Origin of the sequence: Parapedobacter sp. GCM10030251, from assembly GCF_042666505.1 — a bacterium.
Taxonomy (GTDB): Bacteria; Bacteroidota; Bacteroidia; order Sphingobacteriales; family Sphingobacteriaceae; genus Parapedobacter.
The window spans coordinates 53,375-71,971 of record NZ_JBHTDN010000005.1 but is presented as its reverse complement, the minus strand read 5'-3'; the positions used below and the strand labels follow the sequence as shown (position 1 = coordinate 71,971).

The 18,597-nt window shown below is 47.6% G+C and carries 18 protein-coding genes and 1 tRNA gene; 15 read left to right on the top strand and 4 right to left on the bottom strand.

Features of this window, described 5'->3' with window-relative positions; all coding sequences use genetic code 11:
• Positions 1-80 precede the first annotated feature (80 nt).
• Positions 81-158: transfer RNA gene (locus ACFQRK_RS15205), tRNA-Val, on the bottom strand.
• A 119-nt stretch (positions 159-277) separates the two neighbouring features.
• Between ACFQRK_RS15205 and ACFQRK_RS15200 the strand changes: the two genes are divergently transcribed.
• Genes ACFQRK_RS15200 through ACFQRK_RS15190 form a run of 3 tightly spaced genes read left to right on the top strand, consistent with a single transcriptional unit; the run spans position 278 to position 3,394 of the window.
• Positions 278-1,630 carry a sigma-54-dependent transcriptional regulator gene (locus tag ACFQRK_RS15200; RefSeq protein WP_379008169.1) on the top strand — a complete coding sequence of 451 codons (1,353 nt, stop codon included), beginning with the start codon at positions 278-280 and terminating at the stop codon, positions 1,628-1,630.
• Complete coding sequence (locus tag ACFQRK_RS15195) at positions 1,631-2,950, top strand: sensor histidine kinase (protein WP_379008167.1); 1,320 nt, start codon at positions 1,631-1,633, stop codon at positions 2,948-2,950.
• A gap of 9 nt (positions 2,951-2,959) precedes the next feature.
• The gene (locus tag ACFQRK_RS15190; RefSeq protein WP_379008166.1) at positions 2,960-3,394 is read left to right on the top strand and encodes a low molecular weight protein-tyrosine-phosphatase; all 435 of its coding nucleotides are present in this window, start codon (positions 2,960-2,962) and stop codon (positions 3,392-3,394) included.
• 205 nt (positions 3,395-3,599) lie between these two features.
• Here ACFQRK_RS15190 and ACFQRK_RS15185 read toward each other — a convergent pair whose 3' ends face one another.
• Entirely contained in the window at positions 3,600-3,785 is a 186-nt protein-coding gene (locus ACFQRK_RS15185) for a hypothetical protein (protein ID WP_379008164.1), read from the bottom strand.
• 145 nt (positions 3,786-3,930) lie between these two features.
• Between ACFQRK_RS15185 and ACFQRK_RS15180 the strand changes: the two genes are divergently transcribed.
• Both ACFQRK_RS15180 and ACFQRK_RS15175 read left to right on the top strand, forming a co-directional pair.
• Entirely contained in the window at positions 3,931-4,278 is a 348-nt protein-coding gene (locus ACFQRK_RS15180) for a hypothetical protein (protein WP_379008162.1), read from the top strand.
• A complete protein-coding gene (locus tag ACFQRK_RS15175; protein WP_379008161.1) occupies positions 4,275-5,027 on the top strand; it encodes a peptidylprolyl isomerase in 753 nt (250 codons plus the stop codon). The genes ACFQRK_RS15180 and ACFQRK_RS15175 overlap by 4 nt, the downstream gene beginning before the upstream one ends.
• A 30-nt stretch (positions 5,028-5,057) precedes the next feature.
• Here ACFQRK_RS15175 and ACFQRK_RS15170 read toward each other — a convergent pair whose 3' ends face one another.
• Positions 5,058-6,833: a hypothetical protein gene (locus tag ACFQRK_RS15170; RefSeq protein WP_379008159.1), complete on the bottom strand. Its 1,776-nt coding sequence runs from the start codon at positions 6,831-6,833 to the stop codon at positions 5,058-5,060.
• 265 nt (positions 6,834-7,098) lie between these two features.
• Here ACFQRK_RS15170 and ACFQRK_RS15165 point away from each other — a divergent pair, with 265 nt between their 5' ends.
• Both ACFQRK_RS15165 and ACFQRK_RS15160 read left to right on the top strand, forming a co-directional pair.
• A complete protein-coding gene (locus tag ACFQRK_RS15165) occupies positions 7,099-8,196 on the top strand; it encodes a VWA domain-containing protein (protein ID WP_379008158.1) in 1,098 nt (365 codons plus the stop codon).
• 122 nt (positions 8,197-8,318) lie between these two features.
• The gene (locus ACFQRK_RS15160) at positions 8,319-9,800 is read left to right on the top strand and encodes a sigma 54-interacting transcriptional regulator (RefSeq protein ID WP_379008156.1); all 1,482 of its coding nucleotides are present in this window, start codon (positions 8,319-8,321) and stop codon (positions 9,798-9,800) included.
• Here the strand turns inward: ACFQRK_RS15160 and ACFQRK_RS15155 are convergent.
• Positions 9,778-10,275, bottom strand: coding sequence for a DUF6702 family protein (locus ACFQRK_RS15155; protein WP_379008155.1), 498 nt, complete (start codon positions 10,273-10,275; stop codon positions 9,778-9,780). The two genes, ACFQRK_RS15160 and ACFQRK_RS15155, sit on opposite strands and share 23 nt — an antisense overlap.
• Positions 10,276-10,351: 76 nt before the next feature.
• On the opposite strand from ACFQRK_RS15155, the gene ACFQRK_RS15150 reads away from it, so the two are divergent.
• From ACFQRK_RS15150 to ACFQRK_RS15115, 8 genes are all read left to right on the top strand, one after another.
• Positions 10,352-10,930 carry a HupE/UreJ family protein gene (locus ACFQRK_RS15150; protein WP_379008153.1) on the top strand — a complete coding sequence of 193 codons (579 nt, stop codon included), beginning with the start codon at positions 10,352-10,354 and terminating at the stop codon, positions 10,928-10,930.
• Between the two features lie 35 nt (positions 10,931-10,965).
• Positions 10,966-13,314: a M1 family metallopeptidase gene (locus ACFQRK_RS15145; protein ID WP_379008151.1), complete on the top strand. Its 2,349-nt coding sequence runs from the start codon at positions 10,966-10,968 to the stop codon at positions 13,312-13,314.
• A complete protein-coding gene (locus tag ACFQRK_RS15140) occupies positions 13,311-14,381 on the top strand; it encodes an Ldh family oxidoreductase (protein WP_379008149.1) in 1,071 nt (356 codons plus the stop codon). The genes ACFQRK_RS15145 and ACFQRK_RS15140 overlap by 4 nt, the downstream gene beginning before the upstream one ends.
• Before the next feature lie 165 nt (positions 14,382-14,546).
• Entirely contained in the window at positions 14,547-15,182 is a 636-nt protein-coding gene (locus ACFQRK_RS15135; RefSeq protein WP_379008147.1) for an O-methyltransferase, read from the top strand.
• An 18-nt stretch (positions 15,183-15,200) separates the two neighbouring features.
• The gene (locus ACFQRK_RS15130) at positions 15,201-15,887 is read left to right on the top strand and encodes a glucosaminidase domain-containing protein (protein ID WP_379008145.1); all 687 of its coding nucleotides are present in this window, start codon (positions 15,201-15,203) and stop codon (positions 15,885-15,887) included.
• Positions 15,888-16,736, top strand: a complete 849-nt coding sequence (locus ACFQRK_RS15125) for a glucosaminidase domain-containing protein (protein ID WP_379008143.1) — start codon at positions 15,888-15,890, stop codon at positions 16,734-16,736.
• A 66-nt stretch (positions 16,737-16,802) separates the two neighbouring features.
• Positions 16,803-17,555 carry a hypothetical protein gene (locus ACFQRK_RS15120; protein ID WP_379008140.1) on the top strand — a complete coding sequence of 251 codons (753 nt, stop codon included), beginning with the start codon at positions 16,803-16,805 and terminating at the stop codon, positions 17,553-17,555.
• A 50-nt stretch (positions 17,556-17,605) separates the two neighbouring features.
• Complete coding sequence (locus ACFQRK_RS15115) at positions 17,606-18,595, top strand: DUF3078 domain-containing protein (protein WP_379008138.1); 990 nt, start codon at positions 17,606-17,608, stop codon at positions 18,593-18,595.
• The last annotated feature ends 2 nt before the right edge of the window (positions 18,596-18,597 follow it).

Genomic DNA, 18,597 nt, shown 5'->3' with positions numbered 1-18,597 from the left:
ACGCAACCCCGCGGGAAGGGGTCGGTGATGCGTATGCAGGCGTCCAAGGTAAAAAAAAACACCCGCCATGTGGCGGGTGGTGGTGGGAGCTACTGGGTTCGAACCAGTGACCCCCTGCTTGTAAGGCAGGTGCTCTGAACCAGCTGAGCTAAGCTCCCTTCGTTTTCGGACTGCAAATATAGTGCTGTTACCTGACATTCAAAATTATTTTTTCATTTTTTTGCGAGCCGAACTTATAGTTGTAGTTTTACGTTTTGATTGGATAGTAAGCAGCTCCATGAAACATTCACGTATATTAGTCGTAGACGACGACCCGGATGTGCTAACCGCTGTACGGCTCTTGCTTAAACAACAAGTAAGTAAAGTCATCACAGAACATAATCCTGAGCAGATCCCCTCCCTAATTGCACGAGAAAGCCCCGATTTGGTATTGTTGGATATGAATTTCAAAAGCACCATCAATACCGGAAACGAAGGACTATACTGGCTTGGCCGCATAAAGGCGCTTAAACCGGAATTGCCTGTTGTCATGATCACGGCTTATGGCGCGATAGATTTAGCGGTAACGTCGTTAAAACAGGGAGCTGCCGATTTTGTGGTAAAACCCTGGCAAAATGAACAGCTCATTGGCGTGATTACCGGATTGTTATCGAAGAAGGGCCCTAAAAAGGCAGCTGAACCTGCAACGGGGCCGGATTCGGAATTTATCGGAGAATCGGAGGTCATGCAGGACTTGCTGTACAAAATCAATAAAATCGCACCTACCGATGCCAATATTCTTATACTGGGCGAGAATGGAACGGGCAAGGACTTGATCGCAACCGGTATCCACAGGCAATCCTCGCGAGCAGATCGGCCTTTTATCAAAGTCGATGTCGGTGCATTGACCGAAAGCTTGTTTGAAAGCGAACTATTCGGTCATAAAAAAGGCGCATTTACCGATGCCCGGGAAGACCGTATCGGCCGGTTTGAAGCCGCGAATGGCGGCACGTTATTTCTCGATGAAATCGGGAATATCTCCCTCCAACAGCAGGCCAAATTGCTCAGCGTGCTACAAAATCGGCAGGTTATTCCGTTGGGAAGCAATACGCCTATCCCCATAGACATCCGGCTGGTTTGCGCGACCAATGTGCCTTTGACAGAATTGGCCAATGAAAGCCGTTTCCGCAAAGATCTTATCTATAGAATTAATACGGTCGACCTGCAGGTGCCGCCTCTGCGGGAACGAGGCGATGATATTCTTCGCATTGCCCGTCATTTTCTTCAAAAATATGCAGAGAAATACAGGAAGTCCCTGACGGATCTTGACAACAGCGCAGCCCAAAAACTCCTCAAATATCACTATCCAGGTAATGTTCGGGAGCTTCAGTATAGCATTGAGCGTGCTGTCATCATGGCGGAGGGAGAAATTCTGGGGGCGGAAGACCTTATCTTCTCGGCGATAGAGCAGTCGTCGCAGAACCATCCCGTGCAACGTCAGCTACCCGAAGAACACAACTTGGGCGAACTCGAGCGCATCACCATCGCCAATGTGGTGGAAAAACATGGGGGGAATATCAGCAAGGCTGCGAAGGAACTCGGAATCACGCGGACTGCTCTTTACCGGCGGCTAAATAAATATGACCTTTAAATGCGGCGATTTCGGCGGCTGATTTTTTTTCGTGCTATACTGCTTTTAGTGGCCTTAACCGGTCTGGCCTATCTATTGTTTAAAGAACAGTACCTATACAGCTTACTACTGGGGCCGTTTTGCATTTGGATGCTCGCACTCAATTTCCGCTCGCAATTGCGGGCCTATAAGGAACTGGAGGAATTTGCGGAAGCCGCCCACTACCGTGATTTTACGCGACATTTTCCACTTAGCCACGCGAAAGCAGAGTTGCTGCCTTTGCGAAGCGCCTTTAACGAAATCAACGGCGTTTTTAAAAAAATCAGTAGCGAAAGGGAAACCCAATACCAATACCTGCAGCAGATTCTGGAAATTGTCGATACCGCTATACTGTCCTACAACATCGATACCCAAGAGGTTGTGTGGATGAATGAAGCTTTCAAAAAACTGTTTGGCATTCCCTACCTCCATAAATTTGAGGCGCTCCAGCGTCGAAATGAAGACCTCTACCTCAAAAGCATTCAGTTGGTCCCCGGCGATCAAAGGCTGCTTAGCGTAAATGCGGGACGGGGAAATATCAAGCTGCTGCTTACCACAAGCCAATTTCAGACACCTGAAGGAAGGTTCCAGCTGATCGTCTACCAGAATGTTAACGAGGCCATCGATGAAACGGAATCCAAAGCTTGGCAAAAACTACTGAGTGTACTCACCCACGAAATCATGAATTCAATTGCTCCCATATCTTCGCTGGCGGACACGCTAAAAAGCCGTTTGGATAACCTGCCTAACAACGAAGACCTCGACGATATCCGGCTCGGCACCGAAACCATAAAACGTCGAAGCGAGGGGTTGCTTAAATTTGCGGGCACCTATCGTTCATTAAATAAAATCGAGCGGCCTAATCTCAGCAAGGTGTATGCGTCAGAATTATTCGAAAATCTGTACCAGCTTATGGAGCCCTCGCTCATTCAAAAAAATATCGAGTTAGATATCATTCTCAAAGACACACAATTGCAACTGGAGCTGGATATAAATTTAATTGAGCAGGTGTTGATCAATTTGTTACTCAATGCCATGGAAGCCGTTAAGGAGATGCCCAGCCCATACATTTCGCTGTCTGCCTCGGCAAACGACGGCAAACCGCAGATTAAGATAAGTGACAACGGTATAGGCATCCCGCCGGATTTGCTCGAAAGCATTTTTATCCCGTTCTTTACAACGCGAAAAACAGGCAGTGGCGTAGGCCTCACCCTTAGTAAGCAAATCATGCTGCTGCACGGCGGAAACATCTTGGTTCAAAGCGAAGCGGGAAAAGGAAGCATATTTACTTTGCAGTTTTAAGGATTGATCATGAAGATATTGATGGTATGTCTCGGCAATATATGCCGTTCCCCATTGGCGCACGGTGTTTTACAACAATTGGTTCACAGAAAGGGGCTTGACTGGACCGTGGATTCTGCAGGCATTGGCGGTTGGCATGTGGGCAATCCACCCGATCACCGCGCGATTGCTATTGCTAGACGCTATGGCGTGGATATCAGCGAACAACGGGCACAGCAATTCAGTGATAGTCATTTCGATGCGTTCGACCACATCCTTGCGATGGATCGCAGAAACCTCCGCAGTCTGATGACTCAGGCCAAAACGGCTGATCACCGCGCGCGCGTACAGCTTTTCCTTGACGACAGTGAAGTTCCGGATCCTTATTACGACAATGACCTCTTTGAGCCCGTTTATCGTCTCGTGCTGCAGCGATGCAATGAATTGATCGACATACTGAAATAGCATCTGTTAAAAAAAAAGCGCCACCGAAGCGACGCCTTTCCAGATACTAAAACAAACAGTTCATACTATACTAAGTAATTTACCGTTTTCTTCTACACGCCCAACCGGGAATGTTATTTTGTTAAATGTTATTTCAAAGTTCCATTAACGATTAGTGACGTAACAATATTATGCCAACAATCGGTATCGGCTCGATAAACAACGATTATTTGCGGTGTCCGTCGGCAACCCGTTTGAAAATCAATATGATCACGAAGGAGAACGTCCTTTCATCCGATGTCAGTATGGGCGATAGCTCCCGAACGTTGCCCGTTTTCCGCACACTGTTTGTGGAATAATTCCACAGATTGTTGCGGTGCACCGCAACATACGACCGGCCGAGGGTCTCCATACGCCGCTACCGATTTACCACACCCCTCACCGCATTGGGGTGTCTCAAAAGACATGGGAGATCGATAACTGCGAAGCGATATTAATGAACGCAAGGGACCTAGTGAATAATTGCTTTTTATCTGCAATTTATCTAAGTTTGCTCGGTGAACGCGACGTTAATCAATCGGAAGTGGGCCGAATTACAGACCGAGACCGCTGCACGGTTTGAGATGGAGAAGCCCGATATCAAGATCATGCTATTCCTAATCGGCGTACAGGAATTAGGTAAAGGCCCGCTGAAGTTTACCAAGAGGCAAAAGGAAGAGTTGATGCATATTGCCACTTGCCGACTGTTCAGCGCAATGGGTTTTTACGAGTTGGAGGGATTAGATCAGGACGGCTGGCCGCATTGGCGGCTTGTCAAGCCCATTCCCAACTACACGCTTTTGGAGCAGGAGATGCTTCTAAAGTCGCTCATTATTGATTATTTTGAAGAACTAGGCAACGCATGATGAAACGAATTTTTTCCGTTATAACGCTTTTTATCTTCCATATCTGCTTAGTGCATGCTGCGCCGCCTCATAAGTACGTACGTATCATCACTACGCAAGGGGAATGCTTGCTCATGCTATACGATGAAACACCGCTCCATCGCAATAATTTCGTAAAGCTGGTACGCCAGGGATATTACGACGACCTGTTGTTTCACCGAGTGATTCGCAATTTTATGATTCAAGGAGGCGATCCCGATTCCCGTCATGCCGCGGAACGGCAGCGCTTGGGCGAAGGGGGGCCAGACTATACCATTCCGGCGGAATTTTCTGACAGCCTTTTTCACAAGAAAGGGGTAATTGCGGCTGCACGTGATGAGAATCCGGAAAAAGCTTCCAGCGGTTCCCAGTTTTATCTTGTGCAGGGGAGAACATTTACTGATGCGGGGCTTGATAGCCTGGAGCAAATGCGACTGGGAGGGCGCAAAATTCCGCCTTATCAACGTGAAGTATACAAAACCCTGGGTGGTACACCTCACCTAGATCAGAACTATACGGTATTTGGCGAACTTATTTCCGGCATTGATGTAATCGATCGGATCGCCGCCGTCGAAACAGACCGATATGACCGGCCTCTACAGGACCAACGTATGGATATGGTAGCGCTTACCCGCCGGGAAGCAATTAACTTGGAACGTGAACAAGCAGGATTGCCCCCCAAGAATGGGGTGTTTGTCAAGTTTCTGGACCTGTTCAGGCCAAAATATTAAGGAAAGGCATTTTACTACATCGCTTTCGGACTAATCTTCTTTTCCCCTATCCTTTTTTCCGAAAACTCGTTTAAAGAAACCGCTTGTTCTCTCGGAGGCTTTCTTGGCATCTTCTGCCGCATTCATGATTTTTCGCTCCCTTTCCGGACTGATTCCCGCGCATTCTTTGATCCCTTGTAGCAAACTTTGCCAAAGCGTTTTAAAAAACGAATACGTATGGGGTCGTGTGTAGTTGATCCTGCCTGTATGGTATTGGCCATTTGCATCTGGATTGCTGTCATTAATGATGAAACTATTTGCCAGAAAGGAGGCTACTTTCATCGATCCCTTTTTGCCTTCCTCGGTAGTGGTTAGTAGGTTAAGTCGCATTTGGTTGTAGTCAAAGCGCAATGATCCTTTGGATCGGTAATCGTCTGCAGAAAGGTCGAAGCTCAAACGCCTTATATTGGCACTGGCTACCTCTGCATTTAGCAGCGGCGTGATAATCCGGTTCAACGGTTTGCCATTCATTGGGCCAAGCGACCCCTTATAGGTGTGCGAACCTCGCTTATCCAGCATATCAAAAGTGAATTCTACGTTCAATTTGCCAATGTCCATCAAATACGTCGTCAAATCTGCCCGCATGGTTTTGTTCTGGATCAGCGCCAGCGAATCATTGGTCACATTGTAAAGCACGCCACCGGTTCGATCAAAGGTTATCTTCCCTTCCTTTTGGTATTTACGGCCCACTTCAGCATAACTGATGTCGATGTTATTCAGCACAACAGAATCGATTTTCAGGGGTTGCTTCATTTTGCGCAGTAATTGATGCGGCGATTTGCCAATTTTATCGGTAACGTGTTTCGGGTACCGCAGATCATTGGATATGACCACGGTGCCGCTGTCAATATGTAGGCTGCCGGCGTGTATTTTCTGATTGTTTACAAAGCGTTGCAGATCGATGTCTTCCAGGCGTATGGTCGGAAACGCGATTACCACCATCTCCTTTGCCATTTTTTTTCGTTTATAAAATTCGTCCTTACTCATCCGGGGCGCATACTTCAATCCCGTAAGTGTGACTTGTCTATATAGCGTGGCGATTTGCAGGCGATCGAAACTTGCGTAATAAAAGCTGTCGGGGGTTTCGTACCGGAATCCCGGCACATCCACATCGATGGCCCGTGTGTGAAAGAATCGGGTAGTATCAAATTGGGAGATTGAATCGATCAGAATGTCACGCACTTTGACATTCAGATTGTGCAGTTCGGTTTCGTTGGTTGCCGTGTCTGTCTTCTTCGAAAACCTGAAATGGATATCGTTAAAAAGCACATTACTTACACTTAACTCATTGAGAATGCCGGAAATACGTTGGTAAAGCGTTTGCGTATCACGCTTGATCGCAATTGTGTCGTTGTAAGCATGGTATTTGTTCACGATGTGTATATCGGGTGTGTCGATAATGATGTCGTCAATGTGCAACCGCCGATCTGTAAGAATCCGGCGCGGATGAAAGCTCCGGATTTGTAAATTTTCAATACGAATGTTATATACATTGTCGGGTGCTTGTTGCATACGCTCCAGTTCGGCATACCGCCCACTGTCTACGGTCAGCCGCAAACTCTTAATGGATGCGTTACCGGTAATCAAGTTAAAATCCAGATCCTCGTAACCAATCAGGTAAAGACTGTCCGTTGATCTGATGACGGCCTCCTTGATCTGAGCATCCAATATCGGCTTCCAATGTCGGCTTAGGTACCATGCACCTGCTACCACGATTATGAGCAGGCCTGTTACGATGCCAATAACCCATTTCCAAATTGGTTTCATAAACTAACGTAACGCTTAATGCAAATATTCTTTTTTTGTTACCCGACTAAATATTGACTGAGAAACAATAATTGTTATAAAACCTGCATGTCAGCCTGACGCAAAGGGCAATGGAAATGCAGGTTCCATTAGACCACTGAAAACAATTATTTCATAATGAATGTTTTCGTAAAAATACAGATTTATGAACAAATCGCCACAGTGTAAAAAAACAACAGTTGGTTCGTACAATCGTAAAAAAGAGCTAACTTAGACAGAAAATAATATGCGCGGCTACCATTTTTCACAATATATTCCCAGCCCATTACCCAAAGGCAGTTTTGACGAACTGCTAAAGCTTTTCATGCAGTTGCTGCAGTATACGGCAGGAGACGCGGGAGAAGCACTGGCTTGGCTTAATGAATTGGACAAACAATACAACCTGACAAATGACGACTACGGGATCGGCGATTTCATACAGGAGCTTAAAGATAAAGGATACCTCAGTGAGGATTCCGGTTCGGGAGAATTCCGGATAACGGCAAAAAGCGAGCAAAGTATCCGCCAATCTGCCCTGGAAGAGATTTTTGGCAAGCTCCGGAAAAGTGGCCGGGGCAACCACAACAGCAATCTATCGGGTTTGGGTGAAGAAAAAAACGCGGATCGACGAGAATATCAGTATGGCGATAGCCTGGACCAGATCGATATGACCTCGTCTATCCATAATGCGCAGGTGAACCATGGCATTGGCAATTTCATGCTGACCGAACGGGATCTCGAAGTGGAAGAGCGGGATTTTAAAACCTTGACATCTACGGTGTTGATGATCGATATTTCCCACAGTATGATTCTTTACGGTGAAGATCGAATCACGCCCGCCAAGAAAGTCGCCATGGCGCTGGCTGAGCTTATCCACACCCGTTATCCCAAGGACACACTGGATATCGTGGTGTTCGGCAACGATGCATGGCCCATCACGCTCAAAGATCTGCCATATCTGCAGGTTGGGCCTTATCATACGAATACGTTGGCAGGATTGGAATTAGCAACCGATTTATTACGCAGGCGCAAAACCCACAACAAACAAATCTTTATGATTACCGATGGTAAACCGACCTGCCTGAAGGAAAACGGCCGTTATTATAAAAACAGCGTCGGTTTGGACCGCAAAGTGGTCAACAAGACGCTCAATATGGCGGCCCAGTGCAAACGCCTGAATATTCCGATTACGACATTTATGATTGCCCGTGACCCCTATCTGCAACAATTCGTCCGGCAGTTTACTGAAACCAATGGAGGCAGAGCGTTTTACAGCTCCCTTCAGGGCCTGGGGGAATACATCTTCGAAGACTACATCCGCAACCGGCGCAAAACCGTGCGATGATTGGTTTACGTCTCTTGCCCGCGTCTGGATTCGGAATGCTACGCTACCGTATCCTGTGCCCGTGAATGCAATAGATTAGAAGCACTGAGGATCAAAAGATAAAACAAAGAGCAAATTAACTTATGGATATAGCAATAAAAACGATTGGTGAACTTAAGAAATCAGGGTATCGGTACCGAACGGTAAAAGACGAACTCAGAGCCAACCTCATCGAGCTGCTGCGTGAAAACAAAGTCGGCTTTCAGGGAATTGTGGGCTACGATGAAACGGTCATTCCCGAATTGCAGACAGCAATTCTTTCTCGGCATAATATTTTGCTGTTAGGGCTGCGCGGTCAGGCAAAAACCCGTATCGCCCGGCTTATGGTGGATCTGCTGGACGAATACGTGCCCTATATAGCGGGAAGCGAATTGTTTGATGACCCAATGAATCCCATCTCATGGTATGCCCGGAATGAGATCGAGGCACATGGCGACGATACGCCCATTGCTTGGCTGCACCGTTCAGAACGATATACCGAAAAGCTGGCTACGCCTGATGTGACGGTGGCCGACTTGGTGGGCGATGTAGATCCCATCAAAGCGGCGACGTTGAAACTCACTTACAACGACGAGCGAATCATCCATTTCGGGTTGATTCCCCGCGCCCATCGCGGTATTTTCGTGATCAATGAACTTCCCGACCTTCAAGCGCGGATACAGGTTGCATTGTTCAATATGCTGCAGGAAAAGGACATTCAAATCCGTGGATTTAAGCTTCGTTTACCGCTTGACATCCAGTTCGTATTTACCGCCAATCCGGAGGACTACACCAACCGTGGTTCCATCGTGACTCCGCTTAAAGACCGCATTGAGAGCCAGATTCTCACCCATTATCCCAAGAGTATTGACATTTCCCGCAAGATTACGTTTCAGGAGGCGCATATTACTCCCCAGCAGCAAGCAGCCATTGAGGTCGATGGCCTGCTGAAGGATTTAGTCGAGCAGGTTGCGTTTGAAGCCAGGCAAAGTGAATTCATTGACCAAAAGTCGGGCGTATCGGCGCGTCTCACCATTTCTGCGTACGAAAATCTGGTTAGTGCCGCCGAACGGAGACTACTGATTTCGGGGCAGAAAAAGACCGTCGCCCGGTTGGCTGATTTTTCCGGCATTGTCCCTGCCATCACCGGTAAAATTGAGCTGGTGTATGAGGGCGAGCTAGAGGGGCCTGTCCATGTGGCGCATCGGCTGATCGGTGGCGCCATCAAAACCTTATTCACCCAATATTTCCTCCATCCGGAGAAAGCCAAGAAGTCAAAGAGCGAAAATCCCTATGCGCCTATCGTCGATTGGTTTACACTTGGAAACGAGGTGTCTATTACCGACGCCCTATCAGACAGTCAGTATAAAAAAACGCTCATGGGAGTGCCCGGCTTGGCTGCATTGGTCAAAAAGCTGCACCCTAAATTGGTCGAAAGCCAACAGCTGCTGTTGATGGAATTTGTCTTGCACGGGCTAGCAGAATACTCGCAGCTTAGCAAAAATTACCTGTATGGAGGCGTTGGATTTACCGATATGTTGGGCAGCCTGTTTAACGGAGATTTCAGCGAGGGAGATTTTGAGTAAATTCAAAAACAGCGTGATGCTCGGGATTGTCCAGTTTGATACTCTTTCGGGTACCATTGGCCGTTACGTGTAAAATATTGCTTTGTTTGGCGAATCGGTCAAACAATAATCGGTTGTTAACGGCGATACGTTGTACGGAGGTTATCTTCGTGGCCTCTAGGTAACACCAAGCGACATCGTCTTCTATTTCATATCCGAGGTAGTGCAGTGTTTGGGGCTGGCCGTTTACGGAAAGATTCATAGAGCGGCGTAGGTACCGAGCAATCAAGCTATCTGTTTCATTGCGGTTTGCCGGATTGATCAGGTCAATTGTTGTCGCATGCTCCGCCGCTTTGAGCGCAACCTCCAGATCGTCGTAGAATATGCGGCAACTGATTTCCACGCGTTGCGCCTCCTTGTTATAGTCAACTGTGGTTATGCTCACATAAAACGGGTGCAGCACTAACCAAATCGCCTGAATAAAAAGGTTACTCATATTTAATCACTTGATTGTGTGTTTTCGGAACAAATTAACGTAATATTGTAGCGAATACCGCAACATAATATACAATATGCAAGACTTTTGGGTATATTTTGAGTTGGGGTTACAGCATATTCTGGACCTGGCAGGTTATGATCACATTCTTTTTGTCATAGCCCTTTGCTGCACGTATTTTGTAGGCGACTGGCGAAAAGTGGTTATACTGGTCACGGCTTTTACCGTTGGACACTCCCTGACATTGGCACTGAGCGTTTTCAACCTTATCCGGGTGGATACCGCGTTGATTGAATTTCTTATTCCGGTCACCATCGTTGTAACGGCCTTCAGTAACGTTGCCACGAAACGCAAACGACGGAAAATCAATACGGATTGGCTTACCTACAGTTACGCCCTGTTTTTTGGACTTATACACGGACTGGGATTTTCCAATTACTTGCGTTCGCTGCTGGGCAAAGAAAGCAGCATCGCCGGACCACTGCTGGCTTTCAACTTAGGCCTGGAATTGGGCCAACTTGCGGTTGTCTTTATTGTCTTGATCCTATCCTTTATTGCGACCACGCTATTTTCAGTCTCCAAACGCGACTGGACATTCTTTTTATCGGCGGCAGTTTTCGGTATTGCGCTTGTGATGGCGTTGGAGCGGATTTAAAAAAATACTACCTTTACCGAAAAAACACTACGCACGTGAAACCATCTTATCTCCGTTTTTTTGTGTTTGCGGCTTGTATGGCTGTATTCTCGGCCTACGCCCAATACCAGAACAACCCGGGGTCCAACCACGGCAACAAATTTGAACAGCTAGGTACGTTGTTGAGCGATCCGAATGTATACCGTACCGCTTCGGGAGCGCCTGGCCATCAGTATTGGCAGCAAAGAGCCGATTACGTGATTGATGTGGAAGTAGACGATGACAATCAACGGGTCATAGGGTCGGAAACCATCACCTATACCAATAATTCGCCGGACCCGCTCTCTTACCTTTGGATTCAGCTAGACGAAAATGAACATAAAGCGGATGCGGAAAGCAAGAAATTTGACGAAAGCTCGTTGAGCGAACAGGTTACGACCAGCCAGTTGCAAAGCCTGATCAGGAGCGACAAGGATTTGGGGGTTAAGATACAGAAAGTCACCGACGGAGCAGGAAAGGCGCTTGCCTATACGATCAACTACACCATGATGCGGATAGAGCTTCCGACCCCATTAAAGTCCGGTGCCAAATTTGTTTTTAAGATCGAGTGGCAGTATAACATCAGCGATCGCATGGCAGAGGGTGGGCGCGGTGGATACGAGTATTTCGCCGAAGACGGCAATTACCTATACACCATTACGCAATGGTATCCTCGTATGGCCGTCTACTCCGATTTTCAGGGCTGGCAGAACAAGCAATTTACAGGTCGTGGCGAATTTGCCCTGGTATTTGGTGATTTTAAGGTCAACATAACCGTGCCATCAGACCATGTGGTGGGTGCTACGGGCGAGTGCCGAAACTATGCCAGTGTGCTGACAGCGGCGCAGTTGGATCGGTGGAAACAGGCACAGCAAGCGGATGAGCCCGTCGAAGTGGTTACTTTAGAAGAGGCCCATAAAGCCATGAAGGGCAAGGCCACCGACAAAAAAACCTGGGTTTATGAAGCGAAAAACGTACGGGATTTTGCGTTTGTCACGTCCCGTCGCTTAGTTTGGGATGCCATGCGCGTCAAAGAGGGCATTGAAGGCCATGCGCCCATGGCCATGTCGTACTATGGCCCCGAAGCCTATCCGCTCTATCGCCCTTATTCCACAAAAGTGGTAGCGCATACGCTTAAAGTGTATTCTAAGCATACTTTTCCTTATCCGTATCCGGTTGCGATTTCGGTGGAAGCGTCCAACGGTATGGAGTATCCCATGATCTGCTTCAATTATGGGCGAGCGGATAAAGACGGTACTTATTCCGAGGCGACTAAATACGGCATGATCAGCGTAATCATCCACGAAGTGGGGCATAATTTTTTCCCCATGATTGTCAACTCCGACGAAAGGCAATGGACCTGGATGGACGAAGGACTTAATACCTTTTGCCAATTTCTAGCTGAGCAAGAGTGGGACAAAGACTATCCCTCGCGTCGGGGGCCTGCGCATAAGATAGTCGATTACATGAAGCTTCCTAAAGAGCAACTCGAACCGATCATGACCAATTCCGAAAACATTGTGGAGTTTGGCCCTAACGCGTACGCCAAACCTGCAACCGCGCTCAATATCCTGCGGGAGACGGTGATGGGCCGGGAATTGTTCGACTACGCCTTCAAAGAATACGCCCGGCGTTGGGCCTTCAAGCATCCCACGCCCGCTGATTTCTTCCGGACCCTGGAAGATGCCTCGGCGGTGGACCTCGATTGGTTTTGGCGGGGTTGGTTTTTCAGCATAGATCCGGTCGATATTTCCCTCGACGATGTGCAGCATTTCCAACCCATGGGCAATTTGCAGGATGCACAAACAACGGCGAAGGCTGCCTTTGAGAACGATCTGAACACCGTATCGCGCCAACGTAACATCGATGAAGGGGTAAACTTTGCCGTCGAAGCGGATACCGCTCTGCAGGATTTTTATAACAAGTGGGATCGCTTCGAAATTGCTGAGGAAGACAAGCGGGCATTTAAACAATATTATGAGTCATTGTCGTCTGATGAAAAAGCTCTATATGATGGCAAATATCATTTCTATCAATTGAAATTTTCTAACAAGGGCGGTTTGGTGATGCCAATTATTTTGCAGTGGACGTTTGCCGATGGTACTACCGAAATCGAACGTATTCCGGCTTACATCTGGCGCAAAAACGAGAGTGAGGTGACGAAAGTCTTTGCAAAAAACAAGGAAGTAACCGCCGTGTTGGTAGACCCCCTGCGGGAAACAGGAGATATCGATGAAGGAAACAACGCCTGGCCACGCACACACACGCCTACGCGGTTCCAATTGTTCAAGCAGCAGCAAGGTCCTGCGCGCGGCGCTTCCACGGGGCCTAATCCTATGCAACGCGCAAAGAGGAGTGGACAATGATTGCGGAGCAGCGCTTACGCGATTTTACGGTTAAGGTATTCAAAGCCATCGGCTGTTCCGACACCGATGCGGATTTGGCTGCGGATGTGCTGCTTGCGGCCGACCTACGAGGTATTGACTCACACGGGGTTGCCCGGCTCAGTGGCTACGTACGGCTATGGGAAAGCGGACGCCTCAACCCTAAGCCCCGGGTCCGCGTAGTACACGAAACCCCCACAACGGCAACGGTCGACGGTGACGGTGGGTTAGGACTTGTCACTGCGCCCTTTGCGATGGACATTGCCATCGAAAAGGCACGGCAATTTGGTTCGGGCTGGGTGGCCATCCGCAACTCTAACCATTTTGGCATTGCCGGCTATCATGCACTCAAAGCGGTAGCGCAAGAGATGATCGGCTATGCCCTCACCAATGCAAGCCCGTTGGTTGCTCCTACCTTTTCATCCGAACGGCTGTTGGGAACCAATCCCATCTGTTATGCGTTCCCGGCGGGCAGTTACCCCCCGGTAGTGGTGGATATGGCTACCTCTGCCGCTGCGAATGGTAAGCTGGAAATCGCCGAACGTGCAGGTAAACGGATCCCCGACGGATGGGTACTTGATGTGGAAGGACAACCCACCACCGATGCGACGGCCGTCAAAAAAGGCGGGGCTCTGCTTCCGTTGGGAAGCGATCGCAATCACGGTAGCCACAAAGGCTTTGGTCTTTCTGCCATTGTTGATATTCTCTCGGGTGTCTTGTCAGGAGCCAATTATGGGCCATGGGTGCCCCCATTTGTGGCTTATCTTCAACCCGTGGCAGGCCAACCGGGGCAGGGTATCGGTCATTTTGTGGGCGCCATGCGCGTGGATGGATTTCGCCCTGTCGCCGACTTTAAAGCTAACATGGATCAGTGGATCACACGGTTCAAACACGCCAAGCGTGTTGATGAACGGCAGTCGGTCATCATCCCAGGAGAGCCGGAATACGAAGCCGCCCTGGATCGGCAAAAAAATGGCATTCCACTGGTCGAAGCCGTGCAAGAGGACCTGAACAAACTGGCTTCAAAATTAGGTGTCGATTTGCTCTGATTCTGTCGGGCAGCTGGTGTGTTCTATCTTGTTGTTTATCACTGACTTGAATTGTTTTGTTTGCGAATTGAGATGCAAATTGCTGGCAAACCTTTTGCTACCCCTGATAAAAATTTGCTCCTTTGATCTTCACGATGCCGAGGTTTTTATATAAGTTTGCGTCCGATGGATATGTTCGATGACTTATTGACGAGCTATCTGGAAAAGACCTGCGATGCGGAATCTGCGCTGTTGCAGCATATCCATAGGGAAACCTATGTAAAGGAAACAAAGCCTCATATGCTGTCAGGCCACTACCAAGGCAGGTTGCTGGCCTTTTTAAGTAAGCTGGTATCGCCTCACCGGATTCTGGAAATCGGCACGTTTACGGGATACTCGACCTTATGCCTCGCGGAAGGCCTTGCTCCTGGGGGTGAAATCCATACGATCGACAACAACATAGAACTGGAAGATCGGGTGCGGGGTTACTTCGGGGCGTCTGAGTGGCACCATGCGATTAATTACCACATTGGTGATGCAGTAACTATCATTCCTCAACTGGAAGGACCGTTTGATTTGGCCTTCGTAGATGCCGATAAAAAGAATAATGGTCGTTATTATGAGCTGGCACTCGAAAAAATGCGAAAGGGGGGGGTGATCATCATCGATAACGTACTATGGAAAGGAAAAGTGATAGCCGATGCCACCGATTCCCAAACCCTACAGATTGCTGCCCTGAACAAGCAGCTGACGACCGATAATCGTGTTGATAAATTGATTCTTCCCATTCGGGATGGAGTGTACTTGTTGCGTAAGCGATGAGAAGTTAACCATTGACGCATGAAGAGAATAACTAACACTGTGTTCATTGCCTTATTCCTTACCCTTAGCTTAGTAGCGGGAAATGCCTTCCAATTACGGGCTCAAAAGCAATTACCTGAAACGTATATTGAACAATATAAAGAGGCTGCTTTACATTATATGGAGGAATATGGCTGCCCCGCAAGCATCATTTTAGCCATCGCCATGCATGAGAGCGCATACGGGACCAGCCGCGTTGCACGGCATCTTAATAATCATTTTGGCATCAAAGGCCCAAACAATAGCAAGATAATCCGTTCGGCGTATAAGGGATATGATTCTGTGGAGGAATCCTTTGCCGATTTTATTGCATTTTTGAAACGGCGAAAGGAAACCGAGCAGCTATTTGAGCGGTATCAACCTCATGAATATCAAAAATGGGTACAAGGAATTGCCCGTTCAGGGTACGCTCACAGTACCTCCTGGTCGTCCAAAGTAATCGGGATCATTCAGAAGTATAACCTTCATGAGTTAGACATGAAGCCTGAGGAAGGTACGGCTGTGGCCGCGCTGGATGAACCGGATAACGCCGAACTGTATACAGTGAAACAGGGCGATACACTCTATGACATTGCTCGGAAATATGGCACGACTGTACAGGAATTAAAACGTAACAACGGCCTTACCCATTCACGATTGCGCATTGGACAACAATTGATCCTATAGATGAGAAGATATTTTTACGCTTTGTTGATTGCGGCATTGTGTTCTTCCTGCTTATCCAAGCAAGATGTGCTTCAGGATCCCCGGGTAACCAAGCGGCCCGTGCCGATACAAAAGTCGGGTGAGCAAAATCGCCAAAACCCGCGTCCCTCTACTTCGTATCCAAGCACATCGGGATTGGAGTACATTGAGCGCTACAAAGGCATTGCCGTCGAAGAGATGGAGCGTTACGGAATACCAGCGAGCATCAAATTGGCCCAGGCGCTTCTCGAATCGGGAAACGGCAACAGTGCGTTGGCGCGACAGGCAAATAATCACTTCGGCATCAAATGTACGCCCGAATGGTCGGGTAAAAAAACGTATCAGGACGATGATCATCGTGACGATTGCTTCCGTGTATATAGCCGGCCGGAAGATTCTTTTAAGGATCATTCCCAGTTCCTCCTGCGAAAGCGTTATGCGGCGCTCTTCGAATTGGATAAGGACGACTACAGAGGGTGGGCTAAAGGACTTAAGTCGGCCGGTTACGCAACCAATCCCCGCTATGCGGATATGCTGGTGGAGATAATCGAGCGCTATCAATTGTATCAATATGACCGGGGCGAGAGCCGGACCGAAAAAGTCAAAAGGGAGGAATTGGTCCAAACAGAGATGGTTGAAAATAAACCGGAGGAAGCTGAAATTGCTCAAGCCAAAGCGCCTGTCCGAATCGAGATCCACGAGGTGAAGCAAGGGGATACATTGGCCGCCATTGCCCGTAAATATGGAATGTCTACCAGTGAATTGAAGGATTTAAATGGGTTGAAAACCGAGTCTCTTTTTATAGGCCAGCTTATTCTGATATCACCGTAGCGCTCGATATTGCAAATTGATGTTAAATTTTTCGTCAACTGCAAACTTAGCTGTAGTTTTAGGGCGGTGAATTATATAAATCGTTTTTTTGTTGGACTGCTTTTTCTCAGTATCCAATTTTGTGGTGATGCGCTGGCGCAGACAGCTGTACAGGGAATCGTGTTTGACAGGCATACCAAACAACGCATTTCACAGGTATATGTATATAATACAGCCAATGACGACGGCGGATACAACAACACGCGGGGCGAGTTTTCGATTCAAGCTTCTCCCGGAGATATTTTAATTGCGGCGGCCAAAGGTTACTATCCGGATACGCTCATTGTCTCCAATAAAAGTGTGGTGTTGTTCAACATGGAGCGGTCTTCCATCTGGTTGGATGAGGTTTCGGTTATTGCCAGGCGTAGTCCTGAAGAGCGGTTGGAAGAAAACAAGCGTGAGTACAGCACGGCCTATAGCAAGGGAAATGCGGGATCGATCTTTTCTGTAGGGCCGACGGGAGCCGGGGTTAGCATTGATGCATTGTATAAGTTGATTAGCCGTGAAGGCAAGAATTCGCGAAGGTTACAAGAAATCATCGAGCAAGACTACCGGGAATCGGTAATTGATTATCGATTTACGCCTGATTTGGTGAGTAAGGTGACGGGCTTAACCGGTGCAACGTTGGCTGATTTTATGCGGCAATACCGCCCCTCATATTATTTTATTTTAAGTGCCAACGATTACAATTTAGCTTTTTATATCCGTTCATCGCTGGCACAATATCGACAGAATCCAGCTGCGCGTAGGCTTCCTCCGTTTCCGCAAACGGATAAATAAAATTACGTAAAGAAAAAAACAGCACGATATTTGTTAATTTAGCAGCAGATATGAAACGACAGTTTTACTCCTTGCTCGCATTGTTGCTTTTTGGCATTTCAATTGGCCGCGCACAAATCTATGATTTAGATGAGTTACGTTATCGACCGGATTCCAATAGCCTTAAAGTTGAAAAAGCTGAACCGGGGATACGTCCGGTTAAATTACCGATGTCTAACTTGGATTTGAAGGTGATTTATTGGCGTCATTGGTCATCCTTTGGTATCAATGCTAATCAGGCGTCTTTTAGTGAAAACTGGACGGGTGGGGGGGTCAACTCGATTTCGGTGGGGTTGCTCGTAAACCATAAATCCGATTACACACGCAATAATACCAATTTCGTTACCGAATTGATGTTGCAATACGGAAAGCAGAAAAATAAAGACCAACTACCACGCAAAAACAATGACCGAATTTTCTGGGACAATAAGCTTTCCGTGAAAGTTTCCCAACATTGGTCACTGTTTACCTCGCTAACCTACGAAAGCCAGTTTGATATCGGTAATAGTTATGGAAAAAGTAGTGATGGAAGAGACAGCATCACGGGCATTATATCCAATTTTATGGCTCCGGGATACCTAACGGAATCGTTCGGTATCGAATATAAGCCGGATAATACATTTTCTTTACGGATCGGCACAGGTACCGCGCGGCAAACATTTATTATGGACGACCGATTATTGCCTACGGATGAAACCGGTCCGAGATTTGGTGTGGAGCCCGGAAAACGTTTCCGGAATGATCTCGCATTTCAGCTGACGGCTTTTCTTGATCGCAACATCGGACATAATCTCAATCTCAAAAGTCGTTATAATATGTTTGCGAATTATAACGAATTGACGGACCCGTCCCACCGGTTGGACGCTACTCTGACGGCTTCGGTTACCCGTTTGATCAATGTAACCTTGAGTGGTATTCTATTGTATGATAGTCGATTGGATGAATCAATACAGACCAGTCAAACATTGGCATTGGGGCTTTTGTACAAAATTCCTAGGTAGCT